General features: G+C 32.1%; 17 protein-coding genes. 5 read left to right on the forward strand and 12 right to left on the reverse strand.

Annotated elements, in window-relative coordinates; translation table 11 throughout:
• Positions 1 to 22 precede the first annotated feature (22 nt).
• From AC3IF2_RS02805 to gcvP, 3 genes are all read right to left on the reverse strand, one after another.
• Positions 23 to 1,663: a pyruvate dehydrogenase complex dihydrolipoamide acetyltransferase gene (locus AC3IF2_RS02805; protein WP_489165502.1), complete on the reverse strand. Its 1,641-nt coding sequence runs from the start codon at positions 1,661 to 1,663 to the stop codon at positions 23 to 25.
• 3 nt (positions 1,664 to 1,666) lie between these two features.
• Complete coding sequence (gene pdhA, locus AC3IF2_RS02810) at positions 1,667 to 2,659, reverse strand: pyruvate dehydrogenase (acetyl-transferring) E1 component subunit alpha (RefSeq protein ID WP_489165503.1); 993 nt, start codon at positions 2,657 to 2,659, stop codon at positions 1,667 to 1,669.
• A 69-nt stretch (positions 2,660 to 2,728) separates the two neighbouring features.
• Positions 2,729 to 5,578, reverse strand: a complete 2,850-nt coding sequence (gcvP, locus tag AC3IF2_RS02815) for an aminomethyl-transferring glycine dehydrogenase (protein ID WP_489165504.1) — start codon at positions 5,576 to 5,578, stop codon at positions 2,729 to 2,731.
• A 113-nt stretch (positions 5,579 to 5,691) separates the two neighbouring features.
• Here gcvP and AC3IF2_RS02820 point away from each other — a divergent pair, with 113 nt between their 5' ends.
• Entirely contained in the window at positions 5,692 to 6,510 is an 819-nt protein-coding gene (locus AC3IF2_RS02820) for a UbiA prenyltransferase family protein (RefSeq protein WP_489165505.1), read from the forward strand.
• A gap of 52 nt (positions 6,511 to 6,562) precedes the next feature.
• Here the strand turns inward: AC3IF2_RS02820 and AC3IF2_RS02825 are convergent, their stop codons facing one another.
• Complete coding sequence (locus tag AC3IF2_RS02825; RefSeq protein ID WP_489165506.1) at positions 6,563 to 7,336, reverse strand: zinc ribbon domain-containing protein; 774 nt, start codon at positions 7,334 to 7,336, stop codon at positions 6,563 to 6,565.
• 3 nt (positions 7,337 to 7,339) lie between these two features.
• Entirely contained in the window at positions 7,340 to 8,434 is a 1,095-nt protein-coding gene (locus AC3IF2_RS02830; protein WP_489165507.1) for a Nif3-like dinuclear metal center hexameric protein, read from the reverse strand.
• Between the two features lie 417 nt (positions 8,435 to 8,851).
• Here AC3IF2_RS02830 and AC3IF2_RS02835 point away from each other — a divergent pair, with 417 nt between their 5' ends.
• A complete protein-coding gene (locus AC3IF2_RS02835; protein ID WP_489165508.1) occupies positions 8,852 to 9,913 on the forward strand; it encodes a metallophosphoesterase in 1,062 nt (353 codons plus the stop codon).
• Between the two features lie 9 nt (positions 9,914 to 9,922).
• Here the strand turns inward: AC3IF2_RS02835 and AC3IF2_RS02840 are convergent, their stop codons facing one another.
• The gene (locus AC3IF2_RS02840; RefSeq protein ID WP_489165509.1) at positions 9,923 to 10,981 is read right to left on the reverse strand and encodes a hypothetical protein; all 1,059 of its coding nucleotides are present in this window, start codon (positions 10,979 to 10,981) and stop codon (positions 9,923 to 9,925) included.
• A gap of 123 nt (positions 10,982 to 11,104) precedes the next feature.
• Here AC3IF2_RS02840 and AC3IF2_RS02845 point away from each other — a divergent pair, with 123 nt between their 5' ends.
• Positions 11,105 to 11,227 (forward strand): hypothetical protein, encoded by a 123-nt coding sequence (locus tag AC3IF2_RS02845; RefSeq protein WP_489165510.1) that lies wholly within the window; start codon positions 11,105 to 11,107, stop codon positions 11,225 to 11,227.
• A gap of 2 nt (positions 11,228 to 11,229) precedes the next feature.
• On the opposite strand, the gene AC3IF2_RS02850 is transcribed toward AC3IF2_RS02845, so the two are convergent.
• From AC3IF2_RS02850 to ruvX, 5 genes are all read right to left on the reverse strand, one after another.
• On the reverse strand, positions 11,230 to 12,300 hold the full coding sequence (locus tag AC3IF2_RS02850) for an isoaspartyl peptidase/L-asparaginase family protein (RefSeq protein ID WP_489165511.1): 1,071 nt from the start codon (positions 12,298 to 12,300) through the stop codon (positions 11,230 to 11,232).
• Positions 12,301 to 12,369: 69 nt separating this feature from the next.
• The gene (gene mazG / locus AC3IF2_RS02855; protein ID WP_489165512.1) at positions 12,370 to 13,149 is read right to left on the reverse strand and encodes a nucleoside triphosphate pyrophosphohydrolase; all 780 of its coding nucleotides are present in this window, start codon (positions 13,147 to 13,149) and stop codon (positions 12,370 to 12,372) included.
• 1 nt (position 13,150) lies between these two features.
• On the reverse strand, positions 13,151 to 13,570 hold the full coding sequence (locus AC3IF2_RS02860; RefSeq protein WP_489165513.1) for a DUF5606 family protein: 420 nt from the start codon (positions 13,568 to 13,570) through the stop codon (positions 13,151 to 13,153).
• Positions 13,571 to 13,573: 3 nt separating this feature from the next.
• Complete coding sequence (gene def, locus AC3IF2_RS02865) at positions 13,574 to 14,152, reverse strand: peptide deformylase (RefSeq protein WP_489165514.1); 579 nt, start codon at positions 14,150 to 14,152, stop codon at positions 13,574 to 13,576.
• Positions 14,153 to 14,159: 7 nt separating this feature from the next.
• On the reverse strand, positions 14,160 to 14,576 hold the full coding sequence (ruvX, locus tag AC3IF2_RS02870) for a Holliday junction resolvase RuvX (protein ID WP_489165515.1): 417 nt from the start codon (positions 14,574 to 14,576) through the stop codon (positions 14,160 to 14,162).
• A gap of 98 nt (positions 14,577 to 14,674) precedes the next feature.
• Between ruvX and AC3IF2_RS02875 the strand changes: the two genes are divergently transcribed.
• Together AC3IF2_RS02875 and AC3IF2_RS02880 are read left to right on the forward strand one after the other, a co-directional pair.
• Positions 14,675 to 15,490 (forward strand): 2,3,4,5-tetrahydropyridine-2,6-dicarboxylate N-succinyltransferase, encoded by an 816-nt coding sequence (locus AC3IF2_RS02875; RefSeq protein WP_489165516.1) that lies wholly within the window; start codon positions 14,675 to 14,677, stop codon positions 15,488 to 15,490.
• 9 nt (positions 15,491 to 15,499) lie between these two features.
• Positions 15,500 to 17,377 carry a glycosyltransferase family 9 protein gene (locus tag AC3IF2_RS02880; protein WP_489165517.1) on the forward strand — a complete coding sequence of 626 codons (1,878 nt, stop codon included), beginning with the start codon at positions 15,500 to 15,502 and terminating at the stop codon, positions 17,375 to 17,377.
• Here the strand turns inward: AC3IF2_RS02880 and AC3IF2_RS02885 are convergent.
• Entirely contained in the window at positions 17,364 to 18,128 is a 765-nt protein-coding gene (locus AC3IF2_RS02885; RefSeq protein ID WP_489165518.1) for a Kdo domain containing protein, read from the reverse strand. The genes AC3IF2_RS02880 and AC3IF2_RS02885 overlap by 14 nt on opposite strands.
• Positions 18,129 to 18,136 lie beyond the last annotated feature (8 nt).

An 18,136-nucleotide genomic window follows, 5' to 3' on the forward strand; every position in this document is an offset into this window, starting at 1 on the left:
TTTTTTATTTTATGAAATCTTTTTAAACCAACATCGTTACCGGGTTTTCGATATACCCTTTTAGTGTTAGTAAAAACTCAGCTCCGGTAGCTCCATCAACACTTCTATGATCACAGGCCATAGTAAGTTTCATAGTGCTACCAACTACTATTTGTCCTTCTTTTACTATAGGTTTTTGAACAATTGCTCCGACAGATAAAATTGCTGAATTTGGCTGATTTATAATTGAAGTAAAATCAGTAATTCCAAACATCCCTAAATTAGAAATAGTAAATGTACTACCTTCCATTTCTTGAGGTGTTAGTTTTTTATTTCTTGCTCTACCGGCATAATCTTTTACCTGAGCACCAATCTGAGGTAAGCTTTGTTCATCAGCAAATCGAACAACAGGAACCACCAAACCATCTTCAACAGCAACGGCAACTCCTATATGCACATGATGATTACGTTTTATTTTATCATCAAACCATTGCGAATTTACTTGTGGATGTTGTTTTAATGCTAAAGCAGTGGCTTTAACGATCATATCGTTAAAAGATATTTTAGTATCTGGTAATGAGTTGAATTGTTTTCTAAAAGCAATAGCATTATCCATATTAAACTCAACGTTTAAGTAATAATGCGGAGCAGTAAATTTAGATTCGCCTAATCTACGAGCAATCACTTTACGCATTTGAGAATTAGGTGTTTCCTCTGAGCTTTCTTGTCCAGCAGGTACAAATGGAGTTACTGTAGCAGTACTTGCTGCTGGTGAGTAATTTTCAATATCACGTTTTATTACACGTCCATTTTCTCCAGTTCCTTGTACTTGTGATAGATTAATACCTTTTTCTTTAGCTATTTTTTTAGCCAAAGGAGATGCAATAACGCGACCGTTTGTACTAGAAACTGTAGTTATAGTTTCAATTGCTGTAGTCGAAACCGGCTCAAATTTTAATTGTTGGGGTTCTTCTTTTTTTATAGTTTCTTTTTTCTCTTCTGCAGGCTTATTCTCAACTTTAGAAAAAACGCCTTTTTTAATACCTTCTATAACCGAAGAAATGTCAGTTCCTTTTTTACCAATTACTGCTAATACACTATCTACAGGGGCAGAACCACCTTCATCTATACCAACATATAGCAAGTTACCTTCATAGAAAGATTCAAATTCCATAGTAGCTTTGTCGGTCTCTATTTCAGCAAGAATATCACCTTCACTAACATTATCACCAACTTTCTTTAACCATGATGCTACAGTCCCTTCTGTCATGGTGTCACTTAAGCGAGGCATGGTAATTATTTCTACTCCATCAGGTAGATCAACACCATCATTGCTACTAGCTTCTATTACAGGTTCTTCTTTTACAGGAGTTTTATCATTTTTCTCTTCCGTTTTAGAAGGAGCGACTGAATCAACTTGGGTTAATAACGAAGAAAAATCTTCTCCTTTTTTACCTATAATCGCTAATAATGAATCAACTTTGGCAGTACCACCTTCTTCTATGCCTATATGAAGTAAAACACCTTCATGGAAAGATTCAAATTCCATAGTAGCTTTGTCGGTCTCTATTTCAGCAAGAATATCACCTTCTTCAACTTTATCGCCTACGTTTTTAAGCCATTTAGCCACTGTACCTTCTTCCATGGTATCACTAAGTCGAGGCATGTTTATGATTTCTGCCATAATCTATCTATGTTTTAAAAAAGGATAATCTTCTTGTTGGTAAACAACATCATACATTATATTCTTATCTGGAAAAGGAGATTCTTCTGCAAACTTCTCGCATTCAGAAACCATACTTTTTACTTCTTTGTTGATTGCATCGATCTCATTGTCAGTAGCATACTTATTGTCCTTTATTACATCTAATACTTGAGTAATAGGGTCTATTTTTTTGTATTCTGCGACTTCTTCTTTAGTTCTATAGTGCTGAGCATCACTCATAGAATGACCTCTGTAACGATATGTTTTCATTTCTAAGAAATATGGACCTTCTTTACGGGCATGCTCAATAGCTTCATGAACAGCCTCAGCAACTTTTACAGGATTCATACCATCTACGGGTTTACTAGGCATTTCGTAACCTAATCCTAATTTCCAGATATCTTCATGGTTTGCTGTACGTTCAACTGAAGTACCCATAGCGTAACCATTATTTTCTACGATAAATACTACTGGAAGCTTCCAAAGCATTGCCATGTTAAAGGTTTCATGTAATGATCCTTGGCGAGCTGCACCATCACCAAAATAGGTAAGTGTTACAGCATCGGAACCTTTATATTTATCACCAAAAGCAAGACCAGCACCTAAAGGTATTTGACCACCTACAATACCATGGCCACCATAAAAACGATGCTCTTTAGAAAAGATATGCATAGAACCACCCAAGCCTTGCGAAGTACCAGTCGCTTTACCAAACAATTCAGCCATTACTTTTTTTGGGTCTACACCCATGCCGATAGGTTGCACGTGGTTTCTGTAAGCAGTGATCATTTTATCCTTAGACAAATCCATTGCATGTAAAGCGCCAGCTAACACAGCTTCTTGACCGTTATACAAGTGTAAGAAACCTCGTACTTTTTGTTGTATATAAACAGCTGCAAGTTTGTCTTCGAACTTACGCCAAAACAGCATGTCTTTATACCATTTTAAATAGGTTTCTTTAGTGATTTTTTTCATGTTCTATTTGTCTTTTAAAAAAAGCGAACCACAAAGGTAGTGTTTTATGTTTTTTTATAAAATTAGTTTTTACGCTTCAATATAATCTTCTATTGGATTACAATCACAGATTAAATTTCGATCACCATAAGCATCATCAACACGTCTAACTGGTGGCCAAAATTTATTTTCAGAAACAGATTCTAATGGAAAAGCAGCTTCCTGTCTAGAATAGTTATAATTCCAATCATCTGATGTGATCATTTCTTGGGTATGTGGTGCGTTTTTTAAAACTGAATCTTCACCATCAATGTAAGTATTAATTTCTGTTTTTATTTGAATCATAGCGTCACAAAAACGATCTAATTCCTTCTTATTTTCACTTTCTGTTGGTTCAATCATTAATGTTCCAGCAACAGGGAATGACAATGTGGGAGCATGGAAACCGAAATCCATTAATCTCTTGGCAATATCAGCCACTTCAACACCTTTAGCTTTAAACTCTCTAAAGTCTACGATCATTTCGTGCGCAGCAAAACCTTTTTCACCTGTATATAAAATTTTATAATGCTCTTCTAAGCGTGATTTTAAATAGTTGGCATTTAAAATGGCATAGATGGTAGCTAGTTTTAACCCATCTGCACCTAGCATTTTTATATATCCATAAGAAATCAAATCTACTAAAGAAGAGCCCCAAGGAGCTGCTGAAATTGCTGTGATGGCATTGTTACCACCAGTTTTTATAACAGGATTAGTTGGTAAAAACTCTGATAAATGCTCTGCTACGCAAATTGGGCCTACGCCGGGGCCACCACCACCATGTGGTATAGCAAATGTTTTATGCAGGTTTAAATGACAAACATCTGCACCAATAGTAGCAGGATTTGTTAAACCGACCTGGGCATTCATATTGGCACCATCCATATAAACTTGCCCTCCGTTGTCGTGAATTATTTTTGTTACATCAGTTATTGCGCTTTCAAACACACCATGCGTTGATGGATACGTTACCATTAATGCAGCGAGATTATCTTTATGTAATTCTGCTTTTTCTCGTAAATCATTCACATCAATATTACCCTCTTCTGTAGTTTTTGTAACAACTACTTTCATACCAGCCATAACAGCCGAAGCAGGGTTTGTACCATGCGCGGAAGCAGGGATTAAACATATATTTCTATGATAATCTCCTCGAGATTTATGATAGGCTCTAATAACCATTAATCCAGCAAATTCTCCTTGAGCACCAGAATTTGGTTGTAAAGTAGTTGAGTGAAAACCAGTAATTACATTTAATGAATCTTCAAGACCTTTTAACATTTCTTGATATCCTTGAGCTTGATCTATAGGTACAAAAGGATGGATGTTATTCCACGAACTAGAACTTAAGGGTAACATTTCTGAAGCTGCATTTAATTTCATAGTACAAGAGCCTAATGAGATCATAGAATCTGTCAAAGAAATGTCTTTGCGTTCTAGTTTTTTAATGTAACGCATCATTTCAGTTTCTGAATGTGAATTTTCAAAAACCTCATTGGTCATAAAAGGTGTTGTACGTTTTAGGTTTTCTGATATCGAAGAAGTCTCAACATATTCATTGATAATTATAGTTTCCTTTCCTTCTGCTTTTGCTAGAATATTAATTATTTGATTTACATCTTCTAAAGATGTTGTTTCATTTAAAGAGATACAAACGGTAGTATTATTAGGATAATAGAAATTTACTTCTTGAGCTTCAGCTATTTTCTTAACTGTATCCGCGGAAGCAATACTTATTTGAAGTGTGTCAAATGCTACAGTATTTACTTGATCTAAACCTAATTTAAGGATAGTTCCGTTTAAAATATTGGTTAATGAATGGACTTTATTAGCAATATATTTTAAGCCATTTGGCCCGTGATATACACCATACATACCTGCCATAACTGCTAATAAAACCTGTGCAGTACAGATGTTAGATGTTGCTTTTTCACGTTTAATATGTTGTTCACGCGTTTGTAAAGCCATACGTAACGCACGATTACCATCAGCATCTTTTGTAACACCAATAATACGCCCAGGGATTAAACGCTTGTATTCTTCTTTAGTAGCAAAATAACCAGCATGTGGACCACCATATCCTAAAGGAACACCAAAACGCTGTGAAGTACCTACAACAACATCAGCACCCATTTCTCCAGGTGATTTAAGTACAGCTAAACTTAGAAGATCTGCTGCAACTACTATTTTGGATTCATTTTGGTGAGCAGCAGTTATAAAATCAGTATAATCATAAACTTGTCCATGTTTGGTAGGGTATTGCACAATAGCACCAAATGTTTTTGAAGTAAACTCGAAATCTTTATGATTACCAAAGATCAATTCAATACCAATTGGTACAGCTCTTGTTTTTAAAATGGAAATAGTTTGTGGTAATACATCTTCTGAAACAAAAAACTGATTTGCATCTTCTTTCTTCTGAGTTCTAGAACGTGATGCGAATAGCATTGCCATAGCTTCCGCAGCTGCGGTACCTTCGTCTAATAAAGACGAATTGGCTAATTCCATTCCTGTTAGTTCAGAAACCATTGTTTGATAATTTAACAACGCTTCTAAACGGCCTTGCGAAATTTCAGCTTGATAAGGTGTGTAGGAAGTATACCAACTTGGGTTTTCAAAAATATTTCTTTGAATAACAGCGGGTAAAATGGTAGGATGATATCCTAGACCAATATAAGATTTATATTGTTTATTTTTTGCTGCTAGTTTTTGAATATGATCACTGAATTCGAACTCACTCATTGCTTTTGGTAAGTCTAGAGGTTTCTTTAATTCTATGTGTGACGGAATGGTGTTGTAAATAAGTTCTTCTAAAGAGGAAACACCAATAGTTGCTAACATTTGTTCTACTTCATTTTCTCGCGGGCCTAAATGTCTTAATACGAAAGAATCTGTCTTCATTATACGATTTTAAAACTGTAAATTTTGCTTATCAAAAGTAAGTAAAAACTACATATTTGTTGAGTTGCTAATTGAATATTTTTCAACCGTTTACTTTTCAGTATTTTTGTGTGATGCGACATTTAGAAAGACTACTAGATTTTTATGTTTTTAGCAATATCCATGTAGCTCTTGTAACATTTTGCTTAACTAAGATTACGCTACTTTCATTTAATATTGAATCAAATTATGTTGCTTGGTTTGTATTCTTTTCAACAGTACTTTCTTATAATTATATCAGACTTTATAGGAGGACAGAAATTAGAACATTTTGGTTTGCCGAGTGGATTGCCAACCACAAAAAGATATTAATTGTTGTCTCTTTAATTTCAATTTTAGGTGTAATATTTTATGGATTAAAATTAAGCAGAAATGCTTTGTTTACGTTAGTACCTTTTGGGCTTGCTACTTTATTTTATGTGTTACCATTTGGTAAGGGTAAACCGTTAAGAGCAATATCAAGGTTTAAATTGTTTTTAATTGGATTTTGTTGGGCTGGAATTACTGTTTTATTACCAGTGATAAATTATGAAATAATATTTACAAAAGATATATTAATCATTTTCTTACAGCGACTACTATTTGTGTTGGCCATTACTATTCCTTTTGATATTCGCGATCTTAATTTTGATTCTGAGTCATTGATGACTTTACCTCAAATGATTGGCATAGAAAAGTCAAAGCGATTAGGGTTATTATTTTTAATGCTATTTCTTGGACTTAACTTCTTAAAATCAAACTATGATACTGAGGTTTTTAGAATTGAATTATTAGTTGCGCTTATATCTTTAGTATTTTTATTGAGAGCTAAAGTGACACAGCATAAGTATTATAGTGCACTTTTTATAGAGGCTATTCCTATAATTTGGTTTTTGTTAGTTATGGTTTCATAAAAAAAGCCTCTCGAAATGAAAGGCTTTTTAAATATTTGAGTTAAGATTATTTTTAAGAAAATAATTCCGTCATTTTTTGTTTTTCTTCTTCAGCTAATTGCGCATCAACCAAAATCCTACCACTATGTTCGTCTGTAGTAATTTTCTTACGATTAGCTATTTCAGCTTGCTTTTGCGGTGGTATAGTAAAGAAAGAACCTCCAGAAGCACCTCTTTTAATAGGTACAACAGCTAAACCATTACGAACCTTAGCTCTAATTCTTCTGTAAGCTGTTAGTAAACGCTCATCTATTAATTTACTGAACTCTTCAGATTTTTTATTTAATAATTTTTCTTCTTTATCAGTTTCAGCAATAATAGCATTTAACTCATCTTTTTTATGCTTTAAATGATCTTTACGCTCTTTAATTTTTTCTTTAGCAGCAGTAATAATTTCATTTTTTTGTTCAATTTTTGCTTGAAATTCTTTGATATGTTTTTCTGCCAATTGAATCTCTAAATCTTGAAATTCAACTTCTTTAGATAAAGAATCAAACTCTCTGTTGTTTCTTACATTTTTTTGTTGCGTTGTATATTTTTTTACTAACGCATTTGCTTCTTCAATAGTTTGCTTTCTATTTTTAATACTAGTTTCTAAACTTTCAACATCATTATTATAGTTTGTTAATCTAGTATTTAAACCTTCAATTTCATCTTCTAAATCTTGAACTTCTAAAGGTAATTCACCGCGCGTATTCTTTATTTCATCTATTCTTGAGTCGATTAATTGTAAGTCATATAATGCTCTCAATTTTTCTTCTACGGTAACTTCAGTCTTTTTTGCCATGTTTTATGTGTAATTGATGGGATTTGTATTGATTTCCGATAAAACGACTGCAAAATTACGGAATTTTTTTGTAAGATAATCAGCTAAAAGGTTTTTTGTGAATTGCTCACTTTCGTAATGACCTATATCAGCTAATACCAATTGATTATCGGCTTTATAGAATTCATGATATTTAAAATCTGATGACACATAAGCATCAGCCCCAGAGCGTTTGGCTGCTTCTATCGCAAAACTGCCCGAACCTCCTAAAACAGCCACTTTTTTAATGGGTTTATTTAATAGTCTAGAGTGACGGATATATTTTAATTGAAATATATCCTTTAGCAGAGAAAAGAAATCTGTTTCAGATAAGGTATTTTCTAATTCGCCAACCATGCCCATACCAATATTTTGATGAACATTATCGGTAGTTACAATGTCATAAGCGACTTCTTCATATGGATGAGCCTCGTGTAGGTTTTTTAGTATACTATTTTCTAAATGTTTTTCAAAAACAACACTTATAAAGGTTTCATTTTCTTGATGTAATTTTCCTTTTTTACCTATGGTAGGATTAGAATTTTCATTGCCTAAATAAGTGCCAATACCACGCATATTATAACTACAGTTTTCATAGTTACCAATGGCCCCTGCACCAGCTTCAAATAGTGCTTTTCTAACAATGTCAGCAGCTTTGTTCGGCACATAAGTAGTTAGTTTTTTAATCAACCCTTGTTTTGGTAGCAAGATCTTCGTGCTTTGTAAACCTAATACTTCTGCCATTTTTGCCGAAATTCCCTTGATTGAATTATCTAAGGCAGTATGTATTGCATAAATTGCAATATTGTTTTTAATAGCTTTTAGTACAACTCGTTCTACATAATTATTACCATTAATTTTTTTAAGACCCGAAAAGATAATAGGGTGGAAGCTGACTATGAGATTACATTTTTTTTCTATAGCCTCATCTACAACATTTTCCAACGTATCTAATGTGACTAAAATTCCTTTAACTTTCGTTTGATAATCACCAATGAGCAATCCAACATTATCAAAATCTTCGGCGTATTTTAAGGGTGCTAATTCTTCAATAGTTGTAGTTACTTCTTTTATGGTCATTTTCTTTTTTTTGAGTTTCTTGTAAAGGTAAAAATTTAGAATCAGAATTTATACTATATTTACTTTGGGGTTAGTAGATGATTTGAACTTTTTTGAAATATGACGCAATGTATAAATAAATCAACTTAACAAACCATGCGATATTCTTCTGTAGCCTCGAGTAGGCTATCATGCCTAAAAATATATTTTATAAAAGTCCTCTGATTTTACTTTGAAAATTCATCAGGATTTATGGAAAATTGAGATTACAATGATGGTTAAAGATGAAGAGCAGCACAAAACAGTACAGTAATTAATCCTAGCGAATACATATACTTCTTAATATAAAACTAGCTATTATGAATTCTTGTTTGTTACGTATAAAGCCAAATATATTTGGAACGCTATTTGTTATTAAGCTATAAATCTCAGAAAGTAATGACTTTAAAACATTTATTTTTCACTTTATTTCTATCACTTCTTTTAATAAATGGATACTCACAAAAGAAGGTTCAGAAGAATGAAACGGATTCTATATATAAGAATATTAAGGATCTTAATGATGGCCCATATGTATTAATAGATAACAAGAAACTCATTGAAAAAACTATTAGAAATGGTGAACTTTTTACACGTGATTTAAAACCTAATGCTTATCCATTAAAATTTAAGTCAGACCCTTCCGTTTTTAGAAAGGTTGATAAAATTGCCGCTTTAAGTGATATTCATGGGCAGTTTGATTTAGCTATTGAAATATTAATAAAAAATAGTATCATCAATCCGGATCTTTCTTGGAATTTTGGCAGAGGCCATTTAGTTATTGTTGGTGACGTTTTTGACCGAGGAGAAAAAGTGATGGAATTGTTATGGTTTATTTATAATCTCGAAGAGCAGGCTGAAGCCAAAGGGGGGAAGGTCCATTACCTATTGGGAAATCATGAGTTTATGGTTTTGCAAGGTGATTTACGTTATTTAAATAAAAAGTATGTGGCAACTTCACAACTTTTACAAACTCCATATGACGAGCTATTCAACAGAGAAACAATATTAGGCAGATGGCTTAGGTCTAAATCTACGATATTAAAAATTGATGATAAAATTTTTCTTCATGGTGGAATTTCAAAGACTTTTTTATCAATACCCTTTAAAATAAAGAGTATTAATAGAACTATGTCAAGTCAAATCGATGTTTTTAGGGACAGTGTTCAACCAACACTCTTATACGAAAATTATTTTGGAAATAGCGGACCTGTTTGGTATCGCGGATATTTTTATGATAATCTTCCGGAAAGCGAAATCGATGATATCTTGAAAACAATTAAAAGTAAGCAAATAATTGTAGGACATTGCTCTAATAACGAAGTCGTATCACTATATAACAATAAAATATTTGGGGTAGACTCAAGTATAAAATTGGGTGATAAAGGTGAACTCTTAATTATTGAAAATAATAAATACTATCGTGGTTTAAAAAATGGTGAACGATTACCTTTTAATTAAACCTCAATTTTATAATTTTCGAGCCCTCTCTAAAATCTGACTTTTAAACCTCTGGTCATTTTCCAGAATCTTAAAAAAATCAATTATATATTGCCTTGCGTCGTCGTATTCTGACTGAATTTTAAATAACGATTCTACTTCTGACATGGTACTTAAGATGTCTGTTCTTTTTGTTAGAAATAACTGTCTAACTTCTTCATAGGTGGCAGGATCTCTTTTAAAGCCCCTAAAATATCGCTCTGTAACACGGCTTATCGGTAATTGTTTCTTTCCTATCTGGCTTACAACTCCATAACTGGGGTTCACTAAACCACACATGTCGAAATCATATGGGATCGGAATCGTTTTTCCTTTCCTGTAAATTAATTTTTCATTATGACGATAGGCTGTTGAAAAATCAGTATTACCAATCATGTATTGAAAAATGTCGTTCCTCACCGAACTTAGATTATCTTGTGCTACCGGATGTACTTTACGTTTTTGCTCCCTTGCATCATAACGATCCTCTAAATTATTAACATCTTCAACAAATATTCCTTTAACATTATGAATCCTATTTTTTCGATTGCGCTTTTCAATTAAGGTGATGTCAAGGAGCCTGACATCAAAATGATAAGGACTTACATGCTCGAAGAGTCTATAAGCTATATATTCTTTAATAATATTATCATTACAATCCTTTTGTACCAAACAGGGTAAAACGACCTTCAATTTTTTATCATTCTTAAAGATGGTGTTATCACGGTTTTCGTTAGTTAACTTCATTTTCAAAGGTGGAAAATAACAATTTTTTAACCTGTAGTTCCCTCTTTTACGTAGTTCAACATTAATAGAATCCCATTTACCATCTTTCAAATAGCCCAACTTGTGGGTAATGAATGTTGAATCATTCGTTTTAGATTTTATCTCTTTAAAAGAAATCTGCAATTTAATAGGTAGAATAGTTGTATTTTGAAACAGTGGAGTCTCTTTACCCTTAAAATCTTCGATAGTTGAATTTTGAGCGAAAGCAAAAGTTGTGAATAAAAGTAAGCACAAGTGAGAAAGGACATGCATTTGCTTCTTCATAGTAATACGGTTACTGTATCAATTTATAAAATATTATCAAGAAACTTCACTATAATATAATTTATTTTAAAAAAATCTTAGATTTAATCATCTAAGATATAGGCACATATAAAATATTCTTTTATGAACACAATTGACATTGTTATGGTTATTGCGATAATCCTTTTTGCACGATTAGGTGTTCGACTAGTGAGTAGATATATTAAAATGAAAAAAGAAAAAGACGATTATACGAATAATGATTGATCTCATTCTTCATAAAATTTGACAACGTTTTCACCACTAGATTTTTTATAACCTCTGTACATACCAGCAGAATTAAATGACCATGCTACGGTACAATTTTTATCTAATGCTACCATACCACCGCTACCACCTAAATCACCAACTTGTTTAATAACATTATCTAGTGATTCTTTTAAAGATACTCCTTTGTATTGTATTAAACTTGAAGCCTCATGTGTAGCAACAGTTCTTATAAAATATTCACCTGTTCCAGTCGCTGAAATACCACAGGTGTTATTATTGGCATACGTGCCTGCACCAATAAGAGGTACATCACCAACACGCCCATATTTTTTATTTGTCATACCACCAGTTGAAGTAGCGGCAGCTATATTTCCATTTTTATCTAGTGCGACAGCACCAACAGTTCCATATTTATGGTCATCAATTAGTTCTTTATTTTCGATTACCATGGCAGAGTGATCTAAAACTACTTTCTCTTTTTCTTGAGCTTTTAATAATTGATTATATCTTTTTTCAGTGTGGAAATAATTATCTTCTACGAATTTAATTCCATTCAATTTTGCAAAGTCTTCAGCACCTTTACCAGCCATCATTACATGGCGTGTACTATCCATTACTATACGCGCAGCGTTAATAGGGTTCTTAATTCGTTTTACACCTGCTACAGCTCCAGTATTTAATGTTTTACCATCCATTATAGAAGCATCTAGTTCATTTTTACCAGCACTATTAAAAACAGCACCTTTACCAGCATTAAATAAAGGGGAATCTTCCATTACATTAATTGCTTTTTGCACGGCATCTAAACTAGTTCCGCCATCTTCTAAAATTTTATACCCAACATCTAACGCATCTTGCAGCTTATCTCGATAAGCTACTTCTTGTTCAGGTGTCATATTTTCTTTTTTAATGGTACCCGCACCACCATGAATTACAATAGCGAAGTGTTTTTCTTTTGGAGTTTCTACCACTGAAGATGAATTTTCGGCAGATTGAGCTTCTGGTTGCTCATTTTTACAAGAAATGAATATAAAAAAAGTAAGTGCAAAAAATGGAATGATACGTTTCATAACGAATGAGTTTATTCGTTAAAAGTACAAAGATTATTTGAACAATTTTTTTGAATTATTCTATAGAAATTATTTAAAAAATCCTTTAGACTTTTCCCAATGTATATCCATTTCTGCAAGCGTCATTTCAGAAAGTTGTTTACCTTCTTTTTTAGCAGCTTCTTCTAAGAATTGAAAACGTTTGATAAATTTTTTATTGGTTTTTTCTAAAGCATTTTCAGGATTTACTTTAATAAAACGGGCATAATTGATCATAGAAAATAAGACATCGCCAAATTCCTTTTCAATATTTTCTTTAGACCCTTTTTCTATTTCTTCATTGAGTTCAGAAAGTTCCTCTTGTACTTTTTCCCAAACCTGATGAGGTTCTTCCCAATCAAAACCAACACCAGCTACCTTATCTTGAATTCGATTTGCCTTAACCATGGCAGGTAAACTTTTTGGAACACCTTCTAAAACAGATTTTTTACCTTCTTTTAATTTTAGCTTTTCCCAATTTTGTTTTACTTGATCTTCATTGTCTACAGAAATATCTCCATAAACATGAGGATGCCTGTCAATCAGTTTTTCTGAAATAGAATTAGCGACATCAGCGATATCAAAGTCATTGGTTTCTGAACCAATTTTTGCATAAAAAATAATGTGAAGTAGAAGATCACCTAATTCTTTTTTTACTTCTTGTAGATCATTATCAAGAATGGCATCACCTAGTTCATAGGTTTCTTCAATAGTTAAATGACGCAAAGATTGAATGGTCTGCTTTTTATCCCATGGGCATTTTTCACGGAGTTCATCCATAATGTCCAGTAGACGATTAAAAGCTGAAAGTTGTTCTTTACGTGAGTTCAATTTATTCTTCCTCTTGAGTAACTTCTTCTTCAATTAAGGTAGAAAAATCAAAATTAGAAGCAACTAAAATATTATACCATTGTACTACCTTTTTTACATTTGAAGCATACACTCTTTCTTCATCGAAATTTGGTAATACATCACTAAAAAATGATAATAAAGTATCATTACTTTCTTTATGGTTAATGGTTTCTTTTCCGTTTTCTTTATCAGAGATATTTTTTAATACTTCTCTTAAAGGAACTTCATCTTCGTACGTAAACATTGCGATATCACTTAGTACACTTACATTTTGAACAGCGTTTACTGGAAATCGTTTATTGTCTACCAACGATCTTACTATAATTCCACCTTTAGTTTGAGAAATGATTTCATATAATCCTGGTTTACCAGAAATAGCTACAATTTTATCTATCGTCATAATTTATTTTTTTGGAAATCTCATTCGATACTCAACTTCTACTTTTCCTTTAGAAATGTTATCGAGTTTCTTTTTTATTAATCTTTTTTTTAGTGAGGATAATTTATCCGTAAACAGCTTTCCTTCTATGTGATCATATTCATGCTGAATTACACGAGCAGCTAGCCCATTTACTGTCTCGGTATGCTTTTTAAAATTTTCATCAAAGTATTCAATTGTTACTGTTTCTTGTCTAAAGACATCCTCATTAATATTCGGTATACTTAAACACCCTTCGCTAAAAATCCATTCATTACCTTCTTCATTTAAAATTTTAGCATTGATGAATATTTTATTGAAATTTTTCAAGAAATCTCGCTCTTCTTTTTCTAATTCATCATCTTCAGCAAAAGGAGAGGTATCCACTAAAAACAAACGGATCGCTTTGCCAATTTGTGGAGCTGCCAAACCAACACCACGAGCATTTTTCATGGTGTCTTTCATGTTTTCTATTAGTTTATCTAAATCTGGATAATCTTTATCAATTTCCTTTCCAATTTTTCGCAAAACAGGATCGCCATAAGCGACAATCGGTAATATCATTTAAGTTTTATTTTTTAAGGGCGTAAAGATACGATTGTAAAATAATTGTTGCACTAATTTCATCAATTAATGCTTTATTTCTACGTTGTTTTCTTTTAAGTCCGCTATCTACCATTGTTTGGAAAGCCATTTTAGAAGTAAACCGCTCATCAACCCTCTTAATAGGAGTATTACCAACCAATTCTTTAAGTTTTTGAATAAAAGGAATAATTAAGGTTTCACTTTCTGAAGCAGTATTATTCATTTGTTTAGGTTCACCGACCAAGATTAATTCTACATCCTCTTTAATCAGATAGTCTTTTAAAAATGAAAAGACATCTTCAGTTTTAACTGTAGTTAAACCAGATGCAATAATTTGTAACTGATCTGTGACAGCAATACCTGTTCTCTTTTTTCCATAATCTACAGCAAGAATGCGACCCATATTGAAATTTTGCACAAAAATAAGCTTTCTGTTTTTACTTGGCTAAAATTGTGCCAATAGTAACTAAGCAATTATATTTGCTAAAAATAATTTTAAACATGAACGAGTTACAGCTAACTATAGAATCTGCATGGGATAATAGAGACCTTTTAAAAAAAGAATCCACTCAAAACGCTATAAGAGAGGTAATTGAATTATTAGACCAAGGAAAATTACGTGTTGCAGAGCCTAATAATGATGATTGGAGAGTAAATGAATGGATAAAGAAAGCTGTAGTATTGTATTTTCCTATTCAAAAAATGGAGGTATTAGAAGCCGGTATTTTTGAATATCACGATAAAATTCCATTAAAAAGAGGGTATAAAGAAAAAGAAATACGAGTTGTACCGCACGCAGTGGCACGTCATGGTGCTTATATTTCAAAGGGAACAATTCTAATGCCAAGTTATGTAAATATAGGTGCTTATGTAGATGAAGGGACAATGGTTGACACTTGGGCAACCGTTGGTAGCTGTGCCCAAATCGGTAAGAATGTTCATCTTTCGGGAGGTGTAGGTATTGGCGGTGTATTAGAACCTTTACAAGCTGCACCTGTAATTATTGAAGATGGCTGTTTTATTGGCTCGCGTTGTATTGTTGTAGAAGGAGTAAGAGTAGAACAAGAAGCAGTTTTAGGCGCTAATGTTGTTTTAACAATGAGTACAAAAATTATCGATGTTACCGGAGATACACCAATTGAAATGAAAGGTAGAGTACCTTCGCGTTCAGTTGTGATTCCCGGAAGTTATACTAAAAAATTTACTGCAGGAGAATATCAGGTGCCATGTGCATTAATTATTGGTAAGCGTAAAGAAAGTACCAACAAAAAGACTTCCTTAAATGATGCGTTACGCGAATATGATGTAGCGGTTTAAAATCTTTGATTGAAAAAAATTCTTGTCATACAGCAAAAGATGATCGGTGATGTACTGGTCTGTTCTATTCTTTGTAATAATTTAAAAAAAGCCTACCCAGATGCTGAGATTCATTATATGGTATATGAATCTACTATTCCTGTTTTAGAAGGCAATTCAGCTATTGATAAACTAATTTTATTTAAAGATGTTCATCGTACTAGTAAACTAGCTTTTTATCGATTTTTAAAACAAATCCGTCAAGAAGAGTATGATTTATTAATAGATTCATATTCTAAATTAGAAAGCTGGTTAACTGCTTTTTTTTCTAGGGCTAAACGTAGAATTTCTTATAAAAAACCTGGTAGAAGTTTTTTGTACACAGATTTAGTTGATATTTATAATGAGCCTCTAAGTAATTTGGGATTAATTATTGAGCGGAGATTATCTTTACTTGATCCTTTAAATTTAGATATAGATTTAGACCCTATTCCTAAATTATACGTTACTACAGAAGAGAAGTCAAACGCAAAAAAGTTAATGAATGAGCATGGTGTTGATTTCTCTAAAAAATCAATTATGATCTCTATAATTGGTAGCTCAGATATTAAAACCTATCCGTTGAATTATATATCTAAAGTTATAGATTTTGTGGTTGAGCAAATAAACGCAAATGTTTTGTTTAATTATATACCAAACCAGTTAGAACAAGCAAGAGAAATTTTTAAGGGATGTAAAAAATCAACTCAAAGGGCAATCTTTTTTGATCTTCTGGGTAATAGTCTTCGAGAATATATTGCACTAATGAACGAATGTGATATGATAATTGGCAATGACGGAGGTGCTATTAATATGGCTAAAGCCTTAAATAAACCATCCTTTATAATTTTTTCACCATGGATAGAAAAACAAATGTGGTCAACTTTTGAGGATGGAAAGTTTCATAGATCTGTTCACTTACAAGAGTATAAGCCTGATTTGTTTGAAGAAAAGTCAGAAAAATATTTAAAACGTAATTCTATAGAATTATATCAGCATTTTAAACCAGAATTCATTTTTGATGATTTAAAAACATTTTTAGATTTCAATTTGTATAATGAAGCCAAGCTTGATTTAAATTCTCTAATAAAAACTAAAGATGTAAAAGATAAAAAGCCATTCTCCGCTATAGTAATTGCAAAAAATGAAGCTGAGAATTTATCCTCTTTAATACGAAATTTAAGTTTTGCAGACGAAATCATTATTGTAGATTCTTACAGTACAGATGATACTTCAGAAATAATGAAGGGTTACCCACACGTGAATTTTATTCAACATAAGTTTACTAATTATTCTGATCAGCGGAATTTTGCCATTGAGCAAGCTTCAAATAACTGGATATTGTTTGTTGATGCTGATGAACGTTTACCAAAGAATCTACAATGTGAAACCCTAAAAGCTCTTAAATTACAAAACAATATTGTGGCTTATAATATACCTAGACAATTCTATTTTGTAGATAAACCACTTAAATATGGAGGTTTTCAATCCGATAGCGTAACTCGTTTATTTGATAAAAATTTTGCTAGATATGAAGCTACCAAATATGTACATGAAACGCTGAAAATTAATGGCGAATTAGGCAACCTTAACGGCAAAATTTTACACTATTCTTATAAAAATTACGAAGATTTTAAGAAGAAGCTAACATCATATGCAAAACTGAGAGCACAAGAATTAAAAGAAAATAACCTTAGCCCTAATTTTTTTCATTTCTATATAAAACCAGCATATAGATTTTTTCATCATTATATAATTAGAAGAGGATTTTTAGATAGAAAAGCAGGTTATACCATGGCAAAATTAAATGCTTTTGGCGTAAAACAGCGTTTTATTGAGCTTAAAAAATTGTATACTAATCAACCTTAATTGGTATACCTAATAATCTTTTCTTCCAACGTTTTTTTCTAAAGAAACGATATTGAAACGCTTCTGTTTCACCCCACATTTTTTCAAATACTTTTTCATATGGTTGATTAATAAGCTTGGCATATTCATCGCTCATAACTTCCACCATTTCCTTTTTAGGTGTTAAACGAGAAAAATTTGTTATACGCGAATCAAAATCTAGATCAAAAAATTTCATTCGATTGAGGTCAACTAGATAGAAGTCATAATTACCGCTATTTTTTTTAATTAAGGTATTTCCCGGAGAATGATCTTTAAAATAAATACCTTTTTCATGTACTTTGTAAGTGAACTGAGTGAATTGCCTTAAAATCTTTTCATGTTCTGGATAATTAGGATCAGACACTAAAGTTCTATACATAATATCATAATCGATATGTTCACTAAAGTAGTAGCTGTTCTTTATTCCGTAAGGTGAAAAATATTCGTAATAAGCAATAGGCTTCGGTGTGCCAATACCTTTTTCTAGTAATTTATTTGCATATGTATAGGAGCGCTCAGCTTTAGACTTTCTAAAAAATTTATAAGTTACCTGATTAAAAATATTAGGTATTTTAAAAGATTTTACATTAACATTTACACCATCAATTTTTACTGAGCGCATTTTGTTACGTTTCTCATAATCGTAATTACCAGAAGTTTCAAAATCTTGAATTATAGTTTCAAAATGATCTTTTAAATGAAGATAACCTTTGTGTATTTTGTAATTCATTTTCACTA

Source organism: Maritimimonas rapanae (assembly GCF_057837205.1).